This is a genomic window from Priestia megaterium (genome assembly GCF_023824195.1).
Lineage (GTDB): Bacteria > Bacillota > Bacilli > Bacillales > Bacillaceae_H > Priestia > Priestia megaterium_D.
Map to the genome: position 1 here is coordinate 840783 of NZ_CP085442.1, position 17451 is coordinate 858233.

General features: G+C 38.3%; 16 protein-coding genes. 11 read left to right on the forward strand and 5 right to left on the reverse strand.

Translation table 11 applies throughout. The features are described 5' to 3' along the window. The first annotated feature begins 188 nt into the window (after window positions 1–188). The 5 genes from LIS78_RS04385 (at window position 189) to LIS78_RS04405 (ending at window position 5818) form a co-directional block, all read left to right on the forward strand. A complete protein-coding gene (locus LIS78_RS04385) occupies window positions 189–752 on the forward strand; it encodes an ImmA/IrrE family metallo-endopeptidase (RefSeq protein WP_195781096.1) in 564 nt (187 codons plus the stop codon). 327 nt (window positions 753–1079) lie between these two features. Further along, a complete protein-coding gene (locus LIS78_RS04390) occupies window positions 1080–2384 on the forward strand; it encodes a CitMHS family transporter (RefSeq protein WP_195781095.1) in 1305 nt (434 codons plus the stop codon). Between the two features lie 152 nt (window positions 2385–2536). Then, the gene (locus LIS78_RS04395) at window positions 2537–4126 is read left to right on the forward strand and encodes an ATP-binding protein (protein WP_252284675.1); all 1590 of its coding nucleotides are present in this window, start codon (window positions 2537–2539) and stop codon (window positions 4124–4126) included. Window positions 4127–4153: 27 nt separating this feature from the next. After that, window positions 4154–4825, forward strand: a complete 672-nt coding sequence (locus LIS78_RS04400; protein ID WP_195781093.1) for a response regulator — start codon at window positions 4154–4156, stop codon at window positions 4823–4825. Window positions 4826–4849: 24 nt separating this feature from the next. Then, a complete protein-coding gene (locus LIS78_RS04405) occupies window positions 4850–5818 on the forward strand; it encodes a tripartite tricarboxylate transporter substrate binding protein (RefSeq protein ID WP_252284676.1) in 969 nt (322 codons plus the stop codon). Between the two features lie 38 nt (window positions 5819–5856). Here the strand turns inward: LIS78_RS04405 and LIS78_RS04410 are convergent, their stop codons facing one another. Both LIS78_RS04410 and LIS78_RS04415 read right to left on the reverse strand, forming a co-directional pair. Then, window positions 5857–6036: a hypothetical protein gene (locus LIS78_RS04410; protein WP_252284677.1), complete on the reverse strand. Its 180-nt coding sequence runs from the start codon at window positions 6034–6036 to the stop codon at window positions 5857–5859. A 129-nt stretch (window positions 6037–6165) separates the two neighbouring features. Further along, window positions 6166–7038, reverse strand: a complete 873-nt coding sequence (locus LIS78_RS04415; RefSeq protein WP_013055563.1) for a LysR family transcriptional regulator — start codon at window positions 7036–7038, stop codon at window positions 6166–6168. Between the two features lie 140 nt (window positions 7039–7178). Here LIS78_RS04415 and LIS78_RS04420 point away from each other — a divergent pair, with 140 nt between their 5' ends. Both LIS78_RS04420 and LIS78_RS04425 read left to right on the forward strand, forming a co-directional pair. Continuing rightward, the gene (locus LIS78_RS04420) at window positions 7179–8297 is read left to right on the forward strand and encodes an AbrB family transcriptional regulator (protein WP_252284678.1); all 1119 of its coding nucleotides are present in this window, start codon (window positions 7179–7181) and stop codon (window positions 8295–8297) included. Window positions 8298–8361: 64 nt separating this feature from the next. Further along, window positions 8362–9135, forward strand: a complete 774-nt coding sequence (locus LIS78_RS04425; protein ID WP_252284679.1) for a class I SAM-dependent methyltransferase — start codon at window positions 8362–8364, stop codon at window positions 9133–9135. Window positions 9136–9172: 37 nt separating this feature from the next. On the opposite strand, the gene LIS78_RS04430 is transcribed toward LIS78_RS04425, so the two are convergent. Genes LIS78_RS04430 through LIS78_RS04440 form a run of 3 tightly spaced genes read right to left on the reverse strand, consistent with a single transcriptional unit; the run spans window position 9173 to window position 12115 of the window. Then, complete coding sequence (locus tag LIS78_RS04430; RefSeq protein ID WP_252284680.1) at window positions 9173–10018, reverse strand: ABC transporter permease; 846 nt, start codon at window positions 10016–10018, stop codon at window positions 9173–9175. Continuing rightward, complete coding sequence (locus tag LIS78_RS04435; RefSeq protein WP_013081886.1) at window positions 10011–11216, reverse strand: quaternary amine ABC transporter ATP-binding protein; 1206 nt, start codon at window positions 11214–11216, stop codon at window positions 10011–10013. The genes LIS78_RS04430 and LIS78_RS04435 overlap by 8 nt, the downstream gene beginning before the upstream one ends. Window positions 11217–11251: 35 nt before the next feature. Beyond that, the gene (locus tag LIS78_RS04440) at window positions 11252–12115 is read right to left on the reverse strand and encodes a glycine betaine ABC transporter substrate-binding protein (RefSeq protein ID WP_252284681.1); all 864 of its coding nucleotides are present in this window, start codon (window positions 12113–12115) and stop codon (window positions 11252–11254) included. A 596-nt stretch (window positions 12116–12711) separates the two neighbouring features. Between LIS78_RS04440 and LIS78_RS04445 the strand changes: the two genes are divergently transcribed. From LIS78_RS04445 to speB, 4 genes are all read left to right on the forward strand, one after another. Continuing rightward, window positions 12712–13299 carry a TetR/AcrR family transcriptional regulator gene (locus tag LIS78_RS04445; protein WP_097824250.1) on the forward strand — a complete coding sequence of 196 codons (588 nt, stop codon included), beginning with the start codon at window positions 12712–12714 and terminating at the stop codon, window positions 13297–13299. Between the two features lie 135 nt (window positions 13300–13434). Next, a complete protein-coding gene (locus LIS78_RS04450) occupies window positions 13435–14922 on the forward strand; it encodes an aldehyde dehydrogenase family protein (protein WP_252284682.1) in 1488 nt (495 codons plus the stop codon). A 25-nt stretch (window positions 14923–14947) separates the two neighbouring features. Next, window positions 14948–16324: a putrescine aminotransferase gene (locus LIS78_RS04455; protein WP_057239260.1), complete on the forward strand. Its 1377-nt coding sequence runs from the start codon at window positions 14948–14950 to the stop codon at window positions 16322–16324. A 122-nt stretch (window positions 16325–16446) separates the two neighbouring features. Further along, on the forward strand, window positions 16447–17403 hold the full coding sequence (speB, locus tag LIS78_RS04460) for an agmatinase (protein ID WP_195781085.1): 957 nt from the start codon (window positions 16447–16449) through the stop codon (window positions 17401–17403). The last annotated feature ends 48 nt before the right edge of the window (window positions 17404–17451 follow it).

A 17451-nucleotide genomic window follows, 5' to 3' on the forward strand; every position in this document is an offset into this window, starting at 1 on the left:
ATTTTATTAATGGCTAAATATGTAATATAGTAAAATAGAAAACAAACGAAGCAGCATATCAGCAGGGTTAAAAAACATCAAAACGGGAATCTTGACATTAACTTATGTTTCTAACCATGTATTGTGAATGAATATACTTATTAATAAATAATATGTTGTAGAAGGAATTTAGCAAAGGAGGCAAGAAGATGTTTAAACGTAGTGAAAAGGTCCAAATTCATGGCGTAACGTTTCATGGGATTATAAGTGCGAAGCAAAAAGCCGCCCTGCAGGAAATTGCTAATGTAACAGACGAAAAAGACTGGGATGGGCTAAAAGGTGTGTATTGCTTAGGCAGTGTAAAGGTGCAAGGAAAAGATGTGCTAGGTGTATACTATGGCCAATTTAATGATAACCTTCCAAAAGAGAAGCGCAAACTTCAGTTTGAAATTGACTATATTAAATATACAGTAACGGAATGTCCTATTGTCTTTATCGATACAACAAAAAATAAAAAGCCTCATCAATTTGCTTTTATCATTTTGCATGAATTAGGACATCATGTGGATCGTATGACAAATGGAACGCTTTTAAAAGAAGGAAATAGAGCACATGAAATGTTTGCTAATACGTATGCTTTAGAAAAATATTCAAAAATAGAAAAGTACCAAACAAAAAAATTAAAAAACATTCCATTTTTAGAGGAATCTCTTACTCAATGGAATAAAACTCCTCACCCTGGAGCTTATTCTCTTAGAGTTCAAATTGAATAATTCACGAGAATAGTTCCTCTCTCTCCGTTTTTCATTTTCCTATCTTTTTCCTCTTCCTTTCTTTTATCCTTCCAATGAACAAAAAGGATTTAATTACCCATAAAGTTTTAAAAGTTTTTATAGTACGAATTATTTACACTATACCCTCCTGTAAATTATGATTATTTTAAGAAAAGACAGAAAATTTTAACGTTTTAAGGTACAACTTAATAGTGAACAAGCGATGTTGTAATCGTATAGACGAACTGGCATACATATGCAAGTCATACATACAAACGAATCGCTTCCACTGTTATGAAAGCGGATTCAAAAATAGGAGGGGTAATAATGTTAGCTATTCTTGGGTTTTTGATGGTTTGTACATTTATGTTTCTGATTATGACAAAACGATTAACGCCGCTTATTGCTTTAATGGTTATTCCAGTATTGTTTGCAATCATAGGGGGATTCACAAGTGATATTGGAGAAATGGCTTTAAACGGTGTAAAAGAATTAGCGCCTACAGGCGTTATGTTAATGTTTGCTATTTTATATTTTGGAATTATGATCGATGCTGGTTTGTTTGATCCAGTCGTAGGGAGAATTTTAAAAATCGTAAAAGGTGATCCTCTAAAGATCACAATTGGTACAGCTATTTTAGTTCTTATTATCTCATTAGACGGAGACGGAACAACAACATATATGATTACGCTTTCAGCGATGCTTCCACTTTATAAAAAGCTAAATATGAAACCGATGATTTTAGCCTGTATCGCAATTATGGGTAGTGGAGTTATGAACTTAACACCTTGGGGTGGACCTACTGCTCGTGTAATGAGCGCATTGAAGTTAGATGCTTCACAGGTGTTTACACCAATGATTCCAGCTATGGTTGGCGGAGCTGTTTGGTTATTAATCACAGCTTACTACTTTGGGAAAAAAGAGCGCCAACGCCTAGGTGTTATTGATATTCAAGACGTCACAAATGCTCAAGTCGCTTTTGCAGAAGCAGCAGCTGCTGAAGGAATCGAGTACAAGCGTCCGAAGCTTTTATGGGTAAACTTTGCTTTAACAGCTCTATTATTAGTAGGATTGATTACAGGTGTTATGCCGCTTCAAATTCTATTTATGATTGGGTTTGCAATCGCTATTATGATTAACTATCCAAATTTAGAAGTTCAAAAAGAGCGTATCACAGCACATGCTGGTAATGTACTTGCTGTTGTATCTCTTGTATTCGCAGCAGGCGTATTCACAGGGATTTTATCAGGTACAAAAATGGTAGATGCAATGGGTAATAGCTTAGTAGGATTAATTCCAGATGCGTTAGGACCTTACATGTCTGTAATTACAGCTATCACAAGTATGCCATTTACATTCTTTATGTCAAATGATGCTTACTACTATGGGATTCTACCAATTATTGCTCAGGCAGCTTCCGCATACGGTATTGATGCTGCAGAAATTGGTCGTGCTTCATTGATTGGTCAACCTGTTCACCTACTAAGTCCTTTAGTTGCTTCTACGTATCTATTGGTCGGTATGGCAAAAGTCGAACTCGGTGAATTTCAGCGCTTTACTTTAAAGTGGACGATTGGAACAGCGATGATGATGCTTTTAGTAGCTATTATTACAGGAGTAATTACGCTGTAAAGATTATGAACCTAAAACTTATCAATTCCGCTTTTGGGATTGATAAGTTTTTTTGTCTAAAAAGCTTTTGGAATAAGAAGCGGATATACAAAAAATTTTGATAAAATAAAAGAGGAATAGAACTATAAGGTAAAGGCTAAAGGTGCGATGAAATGAAAAAATGGTTTCAAGTATCGTTGCAAACAAAAATCGTAGGTTTATCCGCAGCATTAATCATAACTGTTATTGTTCTTTTAGCGAGTATTTTCTCTTACATGCAGTTTGTAGAATCTAAAAGGCAAGCCGAGCAGCTGGCTCTTCAAGCAGCCAAATCAATATCATTTATGCCGGAAGTTAAAGCTGCTTTTCAAAAAAAACAGCCGAGTCGCTATATTCAGCCTCTTGCCGAGCAAGTGAGGGAACAAATCGGAGCAGCAAGTATTGTGGTTCAAAACCGCGGGCAAATCATCTATTCTCATTCTAATCAAAAATGGATAGGAAAGAAAAACAAAGAAGCGGTTAACGATCGAGCACTGCTGTTTGGCGGGTATTACACGCTTGATGGAGAGGGCACAACTGGCCCTGCTATTATGGGTAAAGCGCCTATTGTCATCAATCATGGAAAGTATACAGAGGTCGTGGGAGTGGTGACGGTTGAGTTTTTAAAGTCTCATGTTCATGCTCAGCTCATTACGCGTATTCAGCAAATTATCCTATTTTCTCTAGCTGTTTTATTGTTTGGAATGATGGGGGGCATTTTTTTAGCTAAAAGTATTAAAAAAGATACTCTCGGTCTTGAGCCGCATGAAATCGCTTCTTTGTACCGTGAACGAAATGCGATTTTACTTTCAATAAAAGAAGGAATTATTGCTATTGATCATCAAGGCTTTATTACGATGATGAATACATCAGCTAAAAATATGCTGGGGTTACAGACGGAATATTTACATCATCATATCATTGAAGTATTTCCTTATACGAATATGATTGAAGTGCTAGATACGGGAATAGCCCGAAGCGACCAAGAGATTTTTCTAAATGAAAAAACGTTTATCTTAAACTTAACACCTATTATCGAACATAAAAGAATTGTGGGAGTGGTCGCTAGTTTTCGTGATAAGACAGAATTAAAAAGCTTAATTAATACAATTTCAGAGGTACGAAAGTATTCGGAGGATTTACGAGCGCAAACGCATGAGTTTACGAATAAGCTGTATGTTTTGTCAGGTTTGCTGCAGTTAGGGCAGTACAAAGATGCACTTGAGTTTATTCAAAAAGAATCAGCCGTACACCAAACTCAAAATCGTATTCTCTTTGATCAGATATTAGATTCTAAAGTCCAAGCAATATTGCTTGGGAAGATTGGAAAAGCATCTGAAAAAAAAATTCACTTTTCGGTTGATTCGGAGAGTACGCTCGATACGCTTCCAGAACATATTGAAATTTCTCATCTCATTATCATTATTGGGAACTTAATTGATAATGCATTTGAAGCGGTGAGTCAGCAGTCTAAAAAAGAAGTGGCGTTTTTTATTACCGATCTTGGTCATGATTTAATTATTGAAGTAATGGATAACGGACCAGGTATATCAGAAGAAGTACTAAATCAAATTTTCACAAAAGGTTTTTCAACCAAAGGTACAGATAGAGGGTACGGACTGGCAAATATAAAGAAAATGGTAGATGAACTTGGAGGATCTATTGAAGTGTATAACCAGCCGGAAGGAGGAGCCATTTTTTCAGTTTACCTTCCAAAAAACTGAATCACGAGAAGTAAGGGGAGAGTCGAAATGTTACGAGTTGCAATTGCAGAAGACGATTTTCGAATTGCTCAAGTTCAAGAGCGGTTTTTATTAGAAGTAGATGGTGTAGAAGTTGTAGGCAAAGCTTTAAATGCAAAAGAGACGCTTAAAATGCTAAGGGAAAAGAAAGTTGATTTACTTCTTTTAGACATCTATATGCCAGATGAAATGGGAACGGATTTACTGCCAAAAATCAGAGCGCAGTTTCCGCATGTTGACGTTATCGTTGTAACGGCTGCAACAGAAAAAAATATTGTAGAAATCTGTTTGAGAAACGGGGTCGTCAATTACTTGATTAAGCCGGTTATGATGGAATCCTTCATTAATGCTATTAAACAGTATCAAGAGAAAAAGGAACTGTTTAGTAGGCATGAAGAAGTTGATCAATCATTTATTGATGCATACTTTGGACATACTAGAACAAAGCCAAAAGCGGATAAATCTCTTCCTTCAGGTATTGATGGTATCACATTACAAAAATCAAAAGACATTTTAAAAAGCATTAAAGGAATTACGATCGAAGAGATGGGACAACACATGGGAGTATCTAGAACGACCGCTAGACGATATTTAGAGTATTTAGTATCAACTGGTGAATGTCATGTTGAATATGATTATGGGATTATTGGACGGCCGGAGCGCAAGTACTATTTAGCGTAGCATTAGCCTTGAAGGATGGTATATATGATCAAAAAGCTCATGATAGTTTTTATAAGTGTAGTGCTTGTTAGCTGTTCTTCTCCTTCAAAAAAAGAACGTATTAATATGGAACAAATTGAAATTGTGGCAGCCGGTGCAAAAGGCGGAGGAGCAGACATAACAGTAAGAGCCATTCAACAAGTGCTAACGGAAAAGAAGATTGTGAAGGTGCCTGTTTCTGTTAGTAATAAAATAGGTGGTCAAGGTGAAGAAGGATGGAAATATATTAAACAGAGAAAAGAGGGGAGTGTTGTTTCCGGGAATTCTAGTTTGCTGATTACAAATAATTTGCTAGGGCAAAGTCAATTAACCTATAAAGACTTTACTCCGCTCGCTATTTTAACATCTGAATGGGAGGTCATCGTAGTCCCTGCTAACTCTCCTATATATAATTTAAAACAGCTCATACGCACGTTAAATCAAAGTGAATCCAGTATGAAAGTGGGAATATCACCTCGCTTAGGAAACGACGATCATTTATCGTTCATGCAGCTAAATAAAAAAGCAGGCGTAGACTCTTCCAAGCTTGAGTTTTTCGTTTACAACAGCAGTCATAAAGTGATCGATGCGCTCGTTCATCATCAGCTAGATGTAGCACCCATGTCATTATCAGAAGTAAAAAAGCAGTATGAACAAGGGCAGGTAAGAATACTCGCCGTTTCTTCTCCCAGCAGGCTAGAAGAGCTAAAAGAGATCCCAACGTGGAAAGAAGCGGGAATTGACGTAACATTTAGCCATTGGAGAGGTCTAATGGGACCGCCTAATATGACCAAAGAGCAGGTAGCATATTGGAATAAGACAGTGTATGAAATGGTTCATACAAAAGAATGGGAACAGCTGCTTAAAGATAACGATTTAACCTCTTTTTATAAAAATAGCAGCGGTGCTAAGGTGTTTCTTGAGCAGCAAAGCAAGCTGTATTCAGACTTAATGGGCGGAACAAATGACGAGTAGATATGATAAAGAAAAGGTTGAGACATGACGAAATGAATCTAATCTAAAGACGAACAAATGGGATATATGAGCTGAACTGCTTGAGACACCGCAGTTGATTTCCGTGCAAGACTTCGATTTCCGCGGGCGGCCGGTGAGCCTCCTCGTCGCTTACGCTCCTGCGGGGTCTCACCTGTTCCGCTTTTCCCGCAGGAGTCTTCGTCTTGCCCTCCAATCAACTGCTAGAAGGAACGAAACAGATGAAACCTATGTTCACTACAACAAAAAAATGAACCACTAATCAAACATTTTGATCAATGGTTCGTTTTTCATTTCGGCTAAACTACTTTTGTTTCAACCTCTTTCTATCAGTGTACATCTTTTAAATCCAAGTTTTGAATAAACTCAATAAAAGCTTTTACAATATTAATTTTTAAGGAATCCTCATGGTAAAACATCCATGTGCTGCGCGTTAAAGGCTGCTGGTCTTTTGTTTTTAACGTGTATCTGTAAATCTCTGCTGCGTCGTCAAGCAGCATACTCGGCAAAATCGCATAACCGAGTCCGTTTACAACCATCTTTTTGCACGTTTCTGCTTTATCCACTTCAATACTCACAAGGGGAGGCTGAGAGTAATTTTCAGCCCACCAGTTATCAACAGATGTTTTTAAAAAACGATCTTGATGATAGTCAATTCGAGGTATATTGGGAAGGTTGTTTATGTCAACAGGCTGTGCGGACGCAATGCAAATCGTTTCTTTAAAAAGCAGCTCTTTCTGATCTTGCCAGTTATAATCACCTTTGACAAACGCAATATGAACGTCGTGCTTATAAAGTAAGTGGGCCATGTCGCTGCTCCATCCGGTCGTGACTTTGAATTCAACGTCAGGAAATCGCTCTTTAAATAAGCGTAATAGTCCAGGGAGCTTGTAGTCAGTGAAAAAATTAGACACTCCTAGACGTAAAGTACCGGTTAATTGATCATCCATGTTTAACACATTTTCTTTTATTTTTTGAAGCGTGAGCAGCATTTCTTCTGCGCACTTGACTAAATATTCTCCCTGCGGTGTAAACTGAACTCCGCGGCGCCCTCTGTTCACGATCTGAACATGAAATTCCTTCTCCATCTGCTGCAGTCTATGCGTAAGCGCAGGCTGAGAGATAAACAGCTCCTTGGCTGCTTTTGTAATGTTTTTTTCTCGATACAACACTTGTAGAATAAGCCAATCTCGATCGTCCATACTATCCCTCCAGGAATAAAAAAAATGAATGGTTTATAATAAAATTTCGATATTTTAATTATCTCTAAAATTATACTATAGTTAAGAAGAAGAATGTTCGGTGTAAGAAAGAAAAGCCTTGTAGAAGGAAGGAAGTAGATATGAACGCAAGAATTATTTTTTTACAATCTATATTTTTTATTTTACTAACAAGCGTGGGAGGATTTCTTTTATCGTTAACAGGCTTATCCATTGGCTGGATGCTTGGGACCCTCATTTTAGCTGCTATTCTAGCTTTTCGAAAGCCGCGTTTTTTATCTCAAACAAGCAAAAAAGGTATTCCAAAATATTGGCTGTACGCAGGACAGTGTATTTTAGGGATTGAATTAGGTCAAAAAATTAACTTATCTGTGTTGACTACGTTTCAATCTCACTGGCCCACCATTACGATTATGCTTTTGCTGTCCGTTGTTTTTTCTCTTTTATCCGGTTATTTGCTATGGAAGTTCAGTTCCACAGACTTATTAACAAGCTTTTTCGGCACGACTCCTGGTGGAATGAGCGCAATGCCAGGCATGGCTGAAGAAGTAGGAGCCAATACGGCAGTTGTAAGCATTATTCAAACGATGCGCGTGTTTTTAGTTGTGCTTGCTGTTCCTTTATTTGTCGTCTATTGGGGAAGTAATACGGGACGGCATGCAGTGTCAGTTACTCCGAGTATTTTTCAATGGGAATCACTGTTATGGACAGGCGTTTTAATCGTTACAGCAGTAGTAGGCTATTATATAGGAAAAAAACTTAAATTTCCTGCTCCTTGGTTAGTAGGAGGAATGCTTACTGTTGCGATTGTTCAAACAGCAGCTTCATCGTACGTGGGCTATAATCTTCAAGCATACTGGCCTCATTCTGTGATGGTTTTATCGCAAATTTTTATCGCGTCAAGCATTGGTTCTCGCTTTCATAAAGAAATGTTTATTGGCGTAAAAAAAATTATAGTTGTGGCCCTTATTAATACAATCGGTTTAATCGCTGCTATGTTTGTCTGTGCACTAGCAGTCTCCAAAATAACTGGAATCGAGCTTATCACGTCTATTTTAGCGTTTGCTCCTGGAGGCATTGCAGAAATGGTAACAACATCAATTGTACTGCAAGCCGATTCGACGTTGGTAGTAGCGGTCCAAGTGCTTCGAATTTTAACCATTTGGCTGCTTCTTCCTCCGCTGTTTCGCATGTTTCATCAGTGGGGAGAAAGAAAAAGAATACATTCACACGTTTCATAATAAATATGTGAATGCACTAGGCAAAGTAAGAGAGAGTTTTAAAGAGGGAAATGGGGGAGAATAGATGAGTAATAAAGAAATGGTTGTCAGTCAGTTCGGGGGGAATGCCGGAAAGTATGTCAAAAGTAAAGGTCATGCGAAAGGCAAAGATTTAGCTGTTTTAGCGGAAATTGCTGAAGAAAATAGAGGAGGAAGGCTGCTTGATGTAGCAACAGGAGGAGGACACGTAGCAAATAAGCTAGCACCTGTCTTTCAAGAAGTAACGGCTTTTGACTTAACTCCTCAAATGTTGCAAAGTGCTGAAGGCTTCATTAAAGAAAATGGTCATGAAAATGTATCGTTTGTTCAAGGAGATGCTGAAGATATGCCATTTCAAGATGACGAGTTTGATACGGTAACGTGCAGAATTGCACCGCACCATTTTCCTAATATTAAACAGTTCATCAAAGAGGTATACCGAGTGTTAAAGCCAGGGGGACAGTTCTTGCTTATTGATAATGTAGCACCGGAAGTGAATGCTTATGACGAGTTTTATAATCGAGTTGAAAAGACAAGAGATCCAAGCCATTATCGTGCTTATAAAAAAACAGAGTGGCTTTCTATGCTTGAAATGCAAGGATTCCGTACGGAAGTGCTGACAACTTTTCCAAAGCGCTTTTTATTTGATGACTGGTGTGGGATGATGAATGTTCCTGAAGAGACAAAGCGTGAGCTTACTCAATATATGCTGAATATACCAAGCGGATTTAAGCAGTTTTTCGAAATTAAAACGAATCAACAAGGAATTGAATCGTTTCAAGGAGAAGCAATCTTTGTAGCGTGTTACAAAAATAAATAAAAAGAGGCCAACTCACCGGAGTTGGTCTCTTTTTTACTTATGCTCGTTGGTTTGAACGATTTCCAAAATATTGAGTAATACGGTCTAAAATAATCGCTAAAATAACGATTGAAATTCCGGCTTCAAAGCCCGTGCCGACTTCAAGTCGAGAAACTGCACGATATACTTCCGCACCAAGTCCCGGAGCACCTACAAGAGAGGCGATAACAACCATTGAAAGGGATAGCATGATGCTTTGGTTAATTCCTGCCATGATTGTTTTTGTAGCTAATGGAAGCTGTACTTTAAATAATTTTTGTTTTGTTGTTGAACCATACGCATTTGCTGCTTCTACTAAGTCAGCGGGTACTTCACGGATACCTAGGTTCGTTAAGCGAATTGTTGGAGGCATTGCAAAGATAACAGATGAGATAACACCTGGTACGACACCAATACCAAAGAAGAACAATGCTGGAATCAAATAAACAAATGCGGGCATTGTTTGCATAAAGTCTAAGATCGGCGTAATAATTCGAGTAACTTTCTCGCTTTGAGATGCCCAAATGCCTAGCGGGATTCCTACTATAATTGAAATCAGTACGCTTGTTAAAACGAGGGCTAGTGTATCCATGGTTTCTTGCCAGTAGTCAAGGTTAAGAATAAATAACAGGCCAATCATTGATAAAATAGTAAACGACCATTTTTTACTTGAAAACCAAGCAATGACTCCGACAATTAAGATTAAAATTAATGCTGGTGGAAAGGTTAGAACTAGTACAATAAAACTTACAATACCATCGACAATCGCTGAAATAACATCAAAAAATCCTTTAATATTATCGTTTAAAAACGTGACAAAATGGTCAATCCAATTGCCAACGGGAATTTTAGGAATACTATTCATTTACGTTCACCTCATTACTATCAGTACCGGCGAGTGCTTCAATCACTCGTTCTTTTTTTATGATGCCGCGCAGACGATGGTTTTCATCTACAACCGGCAGTGGGAAACGACTGATAACCATTTTGTCGTACAGGTTTTCTAGTAGCGTATCCGTTGTAACAGTCGGAATATCCGTATCTAATACGTCTGCTGTCAGTTTATCTTGTTTAATGGCGCGGCTAATATCATCTGCCGTTACAACTCCTAGAAGAGTTTTTTTCTTGTCTACGACGTAGATGCTTGAATAACCAGCTTCTTGCATAATTTTAAGAGCCACGCGCGGACCTCGGTCTACGGTAATGGATTCGGCACGATTCATCACGCTTTCAGCTGTGTATACTTTAGCTACATTAACGTCTTCCACAAAGCGCTCTACATAATCATTGGCAGGGTTTGTCATAATTTCTTCAGGTGTTCCTACTTGAACAACACTGCCGTCTTTCATTAAAACGATGCGATCTCCGATTCGAAGAGCTTCATCAAGATCATGGGTAATAAAAATGATTGTGCGTTCCATTTTTTCTTGAAGCTCCAGTAAGAAATCTTGCATGTCTTTACGAATAAGCGGATCTAGTGCACTGAATGCTTCATCCATTAATAAAATGTCAGGGTCATTAGCAAGTGCTCGGGCCAGCCCGACGCGCTGTTGCATACCGCCGCTCAGTTCACCGGGATATTGATTTTCGTACCCTTTCAAACCTACTAATTCAAGCGCTTCTTTTGCTTTCTTTTCACGTTCGGCTTTTGGTGTACCTTGAACTTCTAATCCGTATTCTGTGTTATCAAGAACCGTACGGTGAGGGAATAAGGCAAAGTTTTGAAAAACCATGCTCATTTTTTTTCGGCGCATGTCGCGAAGTTCTTCTTTGTTCATTTTTACTACATCGTCACCGTCTAAAATAAGGGATCCAGATGTTGGTTCCACAAGGCGGTTAAACATACGAACTAAAGTGGATTTACCGCTTCCAGACAGGCCCATAATGACGAAGATTTCACCGGATTTGATTTCGAAGTTTGCTTGATTAACCCCGATTGTCATTCCTGTTTCTTCTAGAATTTCTTTTTTTGTTTTTCCTTTTTGAAGTAAATCAATCGCTTTTGACGGATTCTTACCAAACACTTTGGTGATATTTTGTACTTTTAATTTTACGTGTTCCATATGTCCACCTCAATTGTTGTTTTCTTTTACCTTCATTACTCTTTTGTCCAACTGTCGATTAGCTTTTTATGTTTTTTTACCCATTCTTGCGCTGCTTCTTCAGGGTTTGAAGATTTTTCGACTTGTGACAGAAGAGGACTGATTAATTTATCATTCATCTGTGCATTATTCATCCATTTTATGACTTGAGGATTTGTCTTTTTAAATTCCTTGCTTGTCATTGTGTAAATATTGTCAGGGTCTCCAAACGAATTTTTAGGATCTTTTAAGTATTTGATATCAAAGTCTGCAAAAGCCCAGTGCGGATTCCACATGGTAACAACAATTGGTTTTTTGGCATCATAGGCTTTGCGCAGTTCACTGAGCATAGCTGCTTCAGAAGATTTTACAAGCGTGTAGCTTTTTAGGTTATAATCTTTTAACGCTTGTTCCGCTAATCCGTTAATACTGGAGCCTGGGTCGATCCCAATTACTTTGTTATCGACATCAGAAGCAACCTTAGCAAGGTCTTCCGTTGTGTTCACATCTTTCATGTAGCTGGGAACTGCAAATCCTAAGCGTGCGTTTTTAAGCCAAGGGTCTTCGATGTTTACTTGATCTTTATACTTTTTGTAAAAAGGCGCATCTGTTGTAGGAAGCCATGGTGCAAACGAAATGTCAATGTCGTCATTAGCTGTTCCTACCCAAACACCAGCTTTCTCTAAGAAAACGGTTCTGACTTTGTAGCCTCGATCTTCTAAAATGTGTTTCCACACGTACGTGTAGGCAATGTTTTCAGTATAGTTATTCATGCCAATGGTAATAGTTTTTTTATCTTTAAATGCGCCATTACCGTTGCCGCAAGCGGATGCAATAACTAGAAGAAAGCAAGTCATGCTGATTAACAATAGTTTCTTCATGAAATATAACTCCTTTATAAAGTTTTAACTCAACTGATTAATATGTAAAACGGATACTAAACACAACGAGATGTATACCCGCTTTTTCAAATGATAAACCTAGAAAATTTAAAATGTGAAATAAACATAGTGGATGATTTTAGATGATGTAAAGTTATTTTTAACTAAAAATGTACATCGTAGTTAAGAGAAATTATGGGAAATAAATGGATGAAATAAGTGACTGTTGAATCAGTTTTACATGTTACCACTCTTTTTTTTACTCCGTCAACTTCAAGTCAAGAGTAATTAAGCGATTAAGCTGTATAAATAAACGCAGAAAAGTATCTTTCTAATAAAGTTATTATTTCAGAAGATTGGGTGCTTAAAGTGCGTTGTATCAGCTTTTACTTTGGGGTATGAAAGGAAGAGAAATAGCAGTGAGACATATAAAAAGAGCGAGGGGAAATTGATAAAATAAAAAAATATTTTTGAAGCCGCCATACGGACAATTTTTTGATTAAATTTAAAGATTCAGAAAATTTTTTCTTGCGTAATTCTGGTTGCTTATAGTAAAATGAATGAAAGTCATTCATTTTATAGGTGGAGGGAAAGTTTTGGTTACAAGCACAAGTGAAAAATACGATAAAATTTTACAGGCAGCGATTGAAGTCATATCTGAAAAGGGACTTGATAAAACATCCATTTCAGACATTGTAAAGCGCGCAGGCGTAGCTCAAGGGACTTTTTATCTTTATTTCAGATCTAAAAATGCTCTCGTTCCTGCTATTGCAGAAAACTTACTTTCTTTGTCGCTTGAAAAAATCAAAGAACGAGCTAAAACAGCAACGGATTTTTTAAGTACATTAGAGGTAATGATCGACGAAACGTATAAAACAACAGATGAGTATAGGGATGTTCTTGTTTTATGCTATTCAGGGCTCGCTTTTGACTATTCATTAGAAACATGGGAAGCTATTTACTTACCTTATTACAACTGGTTTGAAGAGGTATTAAATGAGGCTGTTAGAAAGGAAGAAGTCATCAAGCAGCTTAACGTTAAATGGACAGCTAAGACAATGATTAACTTGATTGAAAATGCTGCTGAACTTTTTTACATCGGGCGAGAGCAAGATGTCACACTTGAGCAATCAAAGGAAGAACTTTTTCAATTCTTAAAGCGTTCTCTTGTGCCGTCCGTGTAATATTAGCAATGCTAATATTACACCTATTAAAATGACTGACATTCATTCAAATTATACAATTAATTATCAGAATTGTAAGTTTTTAAGAGTTTAAAATGACTGACAATCAGTCGTTATTTAATAAGGAGGTATCTTATGGATCGTACAGCCGTTAAAACTTTAACTTTGAATATGTACATAAACGGAGAGTGGAAAAAAGCAGAGAAGCAGCGTCCTACTGTTAATCCAGCTACAGGTGAAGTGATTGGATATGCTGCAGAAGGCAGCATAGAAGATATGAAAACAGCGATTGGAGCAGCACGAGAAGCTTTTGACAGCGGAATTTGGTCTGAGACTTCTGCATCTGAAAGAGCAGCCATCTTGTTCAAAATTGCCGATAAGCTTGAGGAAGCGAAAGAAGAATTAGCAGCACTAGAAACAATGGATAATGGAAAGCCATATCGCGAAGCTGAGGCCGATGTGGAAGATGCAGCTGCTTGTTTTAGATATTACGCTGGATTAATTACAAAGCCAGACGGTCAAACCTACAGTGTTCCTGCACCTATGCAAGCAATGGTTATAAAAGAACCAATCGGGGTGTGCGGATTGATTGTACCTTGGAATTATCCGCTGTTGATGAGCGTGTGGAAAATTGCACCTGCTTTAGCTGCAGGAAATACGATTGTATTTAAACCTTCTGAAGTAACACCGGTTACTCCTACAAAACTTTTTGAGATTTTAGAAAGCTTAGGATTGCCAAAAGGTGTCGCAAACCTTGTTATGGGAGCCGGAGATACTGTGGGAAATACGCTTATTCAAGATAAGCGTGTTGATAAAATTTCCTTTACAGGCGGAACGGTAACTGGAAAACACATTATGCGTCAAGCAGCAGAAAATGTAACAAAAGTCTCTTTAGAACTTGGAGGAAAGTCCCCGAACATTATATTTGCTGACGCTGACTTTGAAACAGCCGTAGATTATGCATTATTTGGAATTTTTGCAGGAAGCGGCCAAATTTGCGCTGCAGGCTCTCGTATTTTAGTAGAAGAAAGCATTGCTGAGAAATTTATCGAACGTTTTGCAGAGCGTGCTCAAAAAATTAAAGTAGGCAATGGAATGGATCAAGAGATTGAAATGGGTCCTCTTGTAAGTGAAGAACATATGAAAAAAGTATTAAAGTACATCGAAATTGGAAAGCAAGAAGGCGCCCGTCTTGTATGCGGAGGCAATCGAATCACCAGCACTGGATTGGAAAAAGGTTTTTTTGTAGAGCCCACGGTTTTTAGTAACGTTACGTCAAATATGAAAATTGTGAGTGATGAAATCTTTGGACCCGTTGTCGTTATTCAAACGTTTAAGAACGAAAAAGAAGCTATTAAGCTTGCAAATGATACGGAATATGGTTTGGCAGGCAGTGTTTTTACAAACGACGGTGCAAAAGCTCTTCGGGTGATTAAAAAGCTGCGTGCAGGTATCACTTGGGTAAACACGTATCATTTTACGTTTAATGAAGCGCCTTGGGGCGGATATAAGCAGAGCGGAATTGGCCGAGGGCTAGGCACGTTTGGTTTGGAAGAATTTCAAGAAGTAAAACAAATTAACATTAACTTACAAGTAGAGCCAATCGGCTGGTTTAAAAATTAAAAAGTAGAGAAGGAGCGATATTGAAATGAATACAGTAACGAAAAATCAAGAGGTAAACAAAGCATATGGTGAAGTAAACGAATATATCAACAAAGTGCTAGGACTTATTGAAAAAAGCGAAGTGTCAGCTGAAGAAGCACAGTGGATTACGAAAGAAACAGTAGAGGGATTTCGTGAACATGTCAACCCAGGCTTTTTAGAATATCGTAAAACAGTAACGGTGGATACGCAGTTTGCAGCTGTTGAATGGTCAGATGAAGGTTCTTGTTTTACTGATGTAAACGGCAAAAAATACATTGATTGTTTGGGCGGATTTGGAATTTATAACGTGGGGCACCGTCATCCTAAAGTAGTCAAAGCTGTTCAAGATCAGCTTCAGCGCCAAGCGCTTCATAGCCAAGACTTATTAGATCCACTTCGTGCGATGCTTGCTAAAATTTTAGCAGATATTACACCGGGGGATTTGAAGTATTCCTTTTTCACAAACAGCGGAACAGAAAGTGTAGAAGCCGCTTTAAAATTAGCGAAAATGTATAGTGATCGAACAACGTTTATTTCCACAACACGTTCTTTTCATGGAAAAAGTCTAGGTTCTTTATCAGGTACTGCAAAAGGAATGTTCCGTAAACCATTTCTGCCGTTAATTCCAGGTTTCCGTCACGTGCCGTTTGGTGATATTGACATGATGCGTAAAACATTTGAAACGTGCGCGCTTGTAGGGGAAGATGTGGCAGCTGTTTTATTAGAACCAATTCAAGGAGAAGGTGGCATTATTCTTCCTCCTGAAAATTATTTAAAAGAAGTGCGTGCACTATGTGATGAGTACGACGCTATCTTAATTTTTGATGAAGTTCAAACAGGTATGGGACGTACCGGTGAAATGTTTGCATCAGAACTATACGATGTTGTACCAGATATTTTATGTCTTGCTAAAGCATTTGGAGGGGGAGTTATGCCTGCTGGAGCGGTTGTAGCAAAAGAAAAAGTGTTTTCAAGCTTCTTTGATAATCCGTTTATGCACACAACAACGTTTGGAGGCAACCCGCTTGCCTGCGCAGCCGCTATTGCAACCATTAACGTGTTGATTGAAGAGCAGCTGCCAAACCGTGCAAAAGAGCTAGGAGAATATTTCCTTGCTGGTTTAAAGAAAGCAGCTGAAAAACATGGAGATAAAGTACTTGAAATCAGAGGGCAAGGTTTAATGATTGGAATTGAGTTTCACCAAGATGAAATTGGCTACGCGCTTTCTAAAGGCATGTTTGACGAAGGAATTCTAGTAGCTGGGACGCTTGTAAACTCTAAAACAATTCGTATTGAGCCACCGTTGACTATTTCAGCGGAAGAAGTAGATCAAGTCATTTCTACATTTGAAAAAGTATTAAATGAGCTGAACCACCAATAAATGTAACAAGGAGCAATGAATATGAGTCGGCAAACGTTTCTTATTCCCGTATTGCTTTCAATGATTTTAGTAGTGGAAATGCCTAGCGACTAACTGAAATCATTGAAACGGAGGAGTAAATTATGAAATATCCATTGTCCCCAGATGTCAAACCAGAATTTTGTACAACGGGATCATTTATGAGGCTGCCAGCAGAAAGAGAAAATGCAAAAGTAGGGCTAGTAGGGATGCCGTTTGATACGGCAGCATCTTTCAGAGTAGGTGCGCGCTTTGCACCTCAGGCAATTCGGCAAGCTTCCATGACGCTGTTTCCTTATCACCCGGTACACGATGTATATCCATTCGATGATACAAATGCTATCGATATTGGTGATGTGCCTGTTATTCCGCATAATATTCACAGAAGCTATGAATTAATGGAAGAAGCGGTAGGCACTCTTATGGATAGAGGAATTGTCCCAATTGGAATTGGAGGAGATCATTCAATTACTTTAGCAAGCCTACGCGCTGCTGCTAAAAGATATGGTCCGGTAGCTATGATTCATTTTGATTCCCATACAGATACGTGGGATACGTATTATGATGAAAAATATTGGCATGGATCTCCTTTTATACGCGCATATGAAGAAGGACTAGTGAATCCGAAGAAGGTCTTTCAAATTGGTATCCGCGGAACATTAAATCATCCGGGAGATGTTCAAGAAAGCAAAAATCTCGGTTATCATGTAGTGACAGCAGGGGAGCTTGAACATAAGGGATTTTCAGTGATTCTAGAGCAAATGAAGAGAGCGATTGGAGATACACCGTGCTTTTTAACGTTTGATATTGATTTTGTTGATCCTTCTTGTGCACCAGGAACGGGAACGCTTGAAGTAGGCGGATTCAGCAGCAGAGAAACACTGAAAATGATCCGTTCTCTGACGGGATTTAACTATGTTGGATTTGACTTGGTAGAAGTGCTGCCTTCTTATGATCCAACTCAGATAACCTCTTTGCTTGCAGCTACAATCATTCATGATTTTGCTAGTTTAGTTGCAGTGAAAACGAAAAGAAAGTCATTGGATACGGTGATTGAATAACGGCTTGTAAGCAGAAATCCCTCTTATTCAGAGGGTATTTCTGCGTTG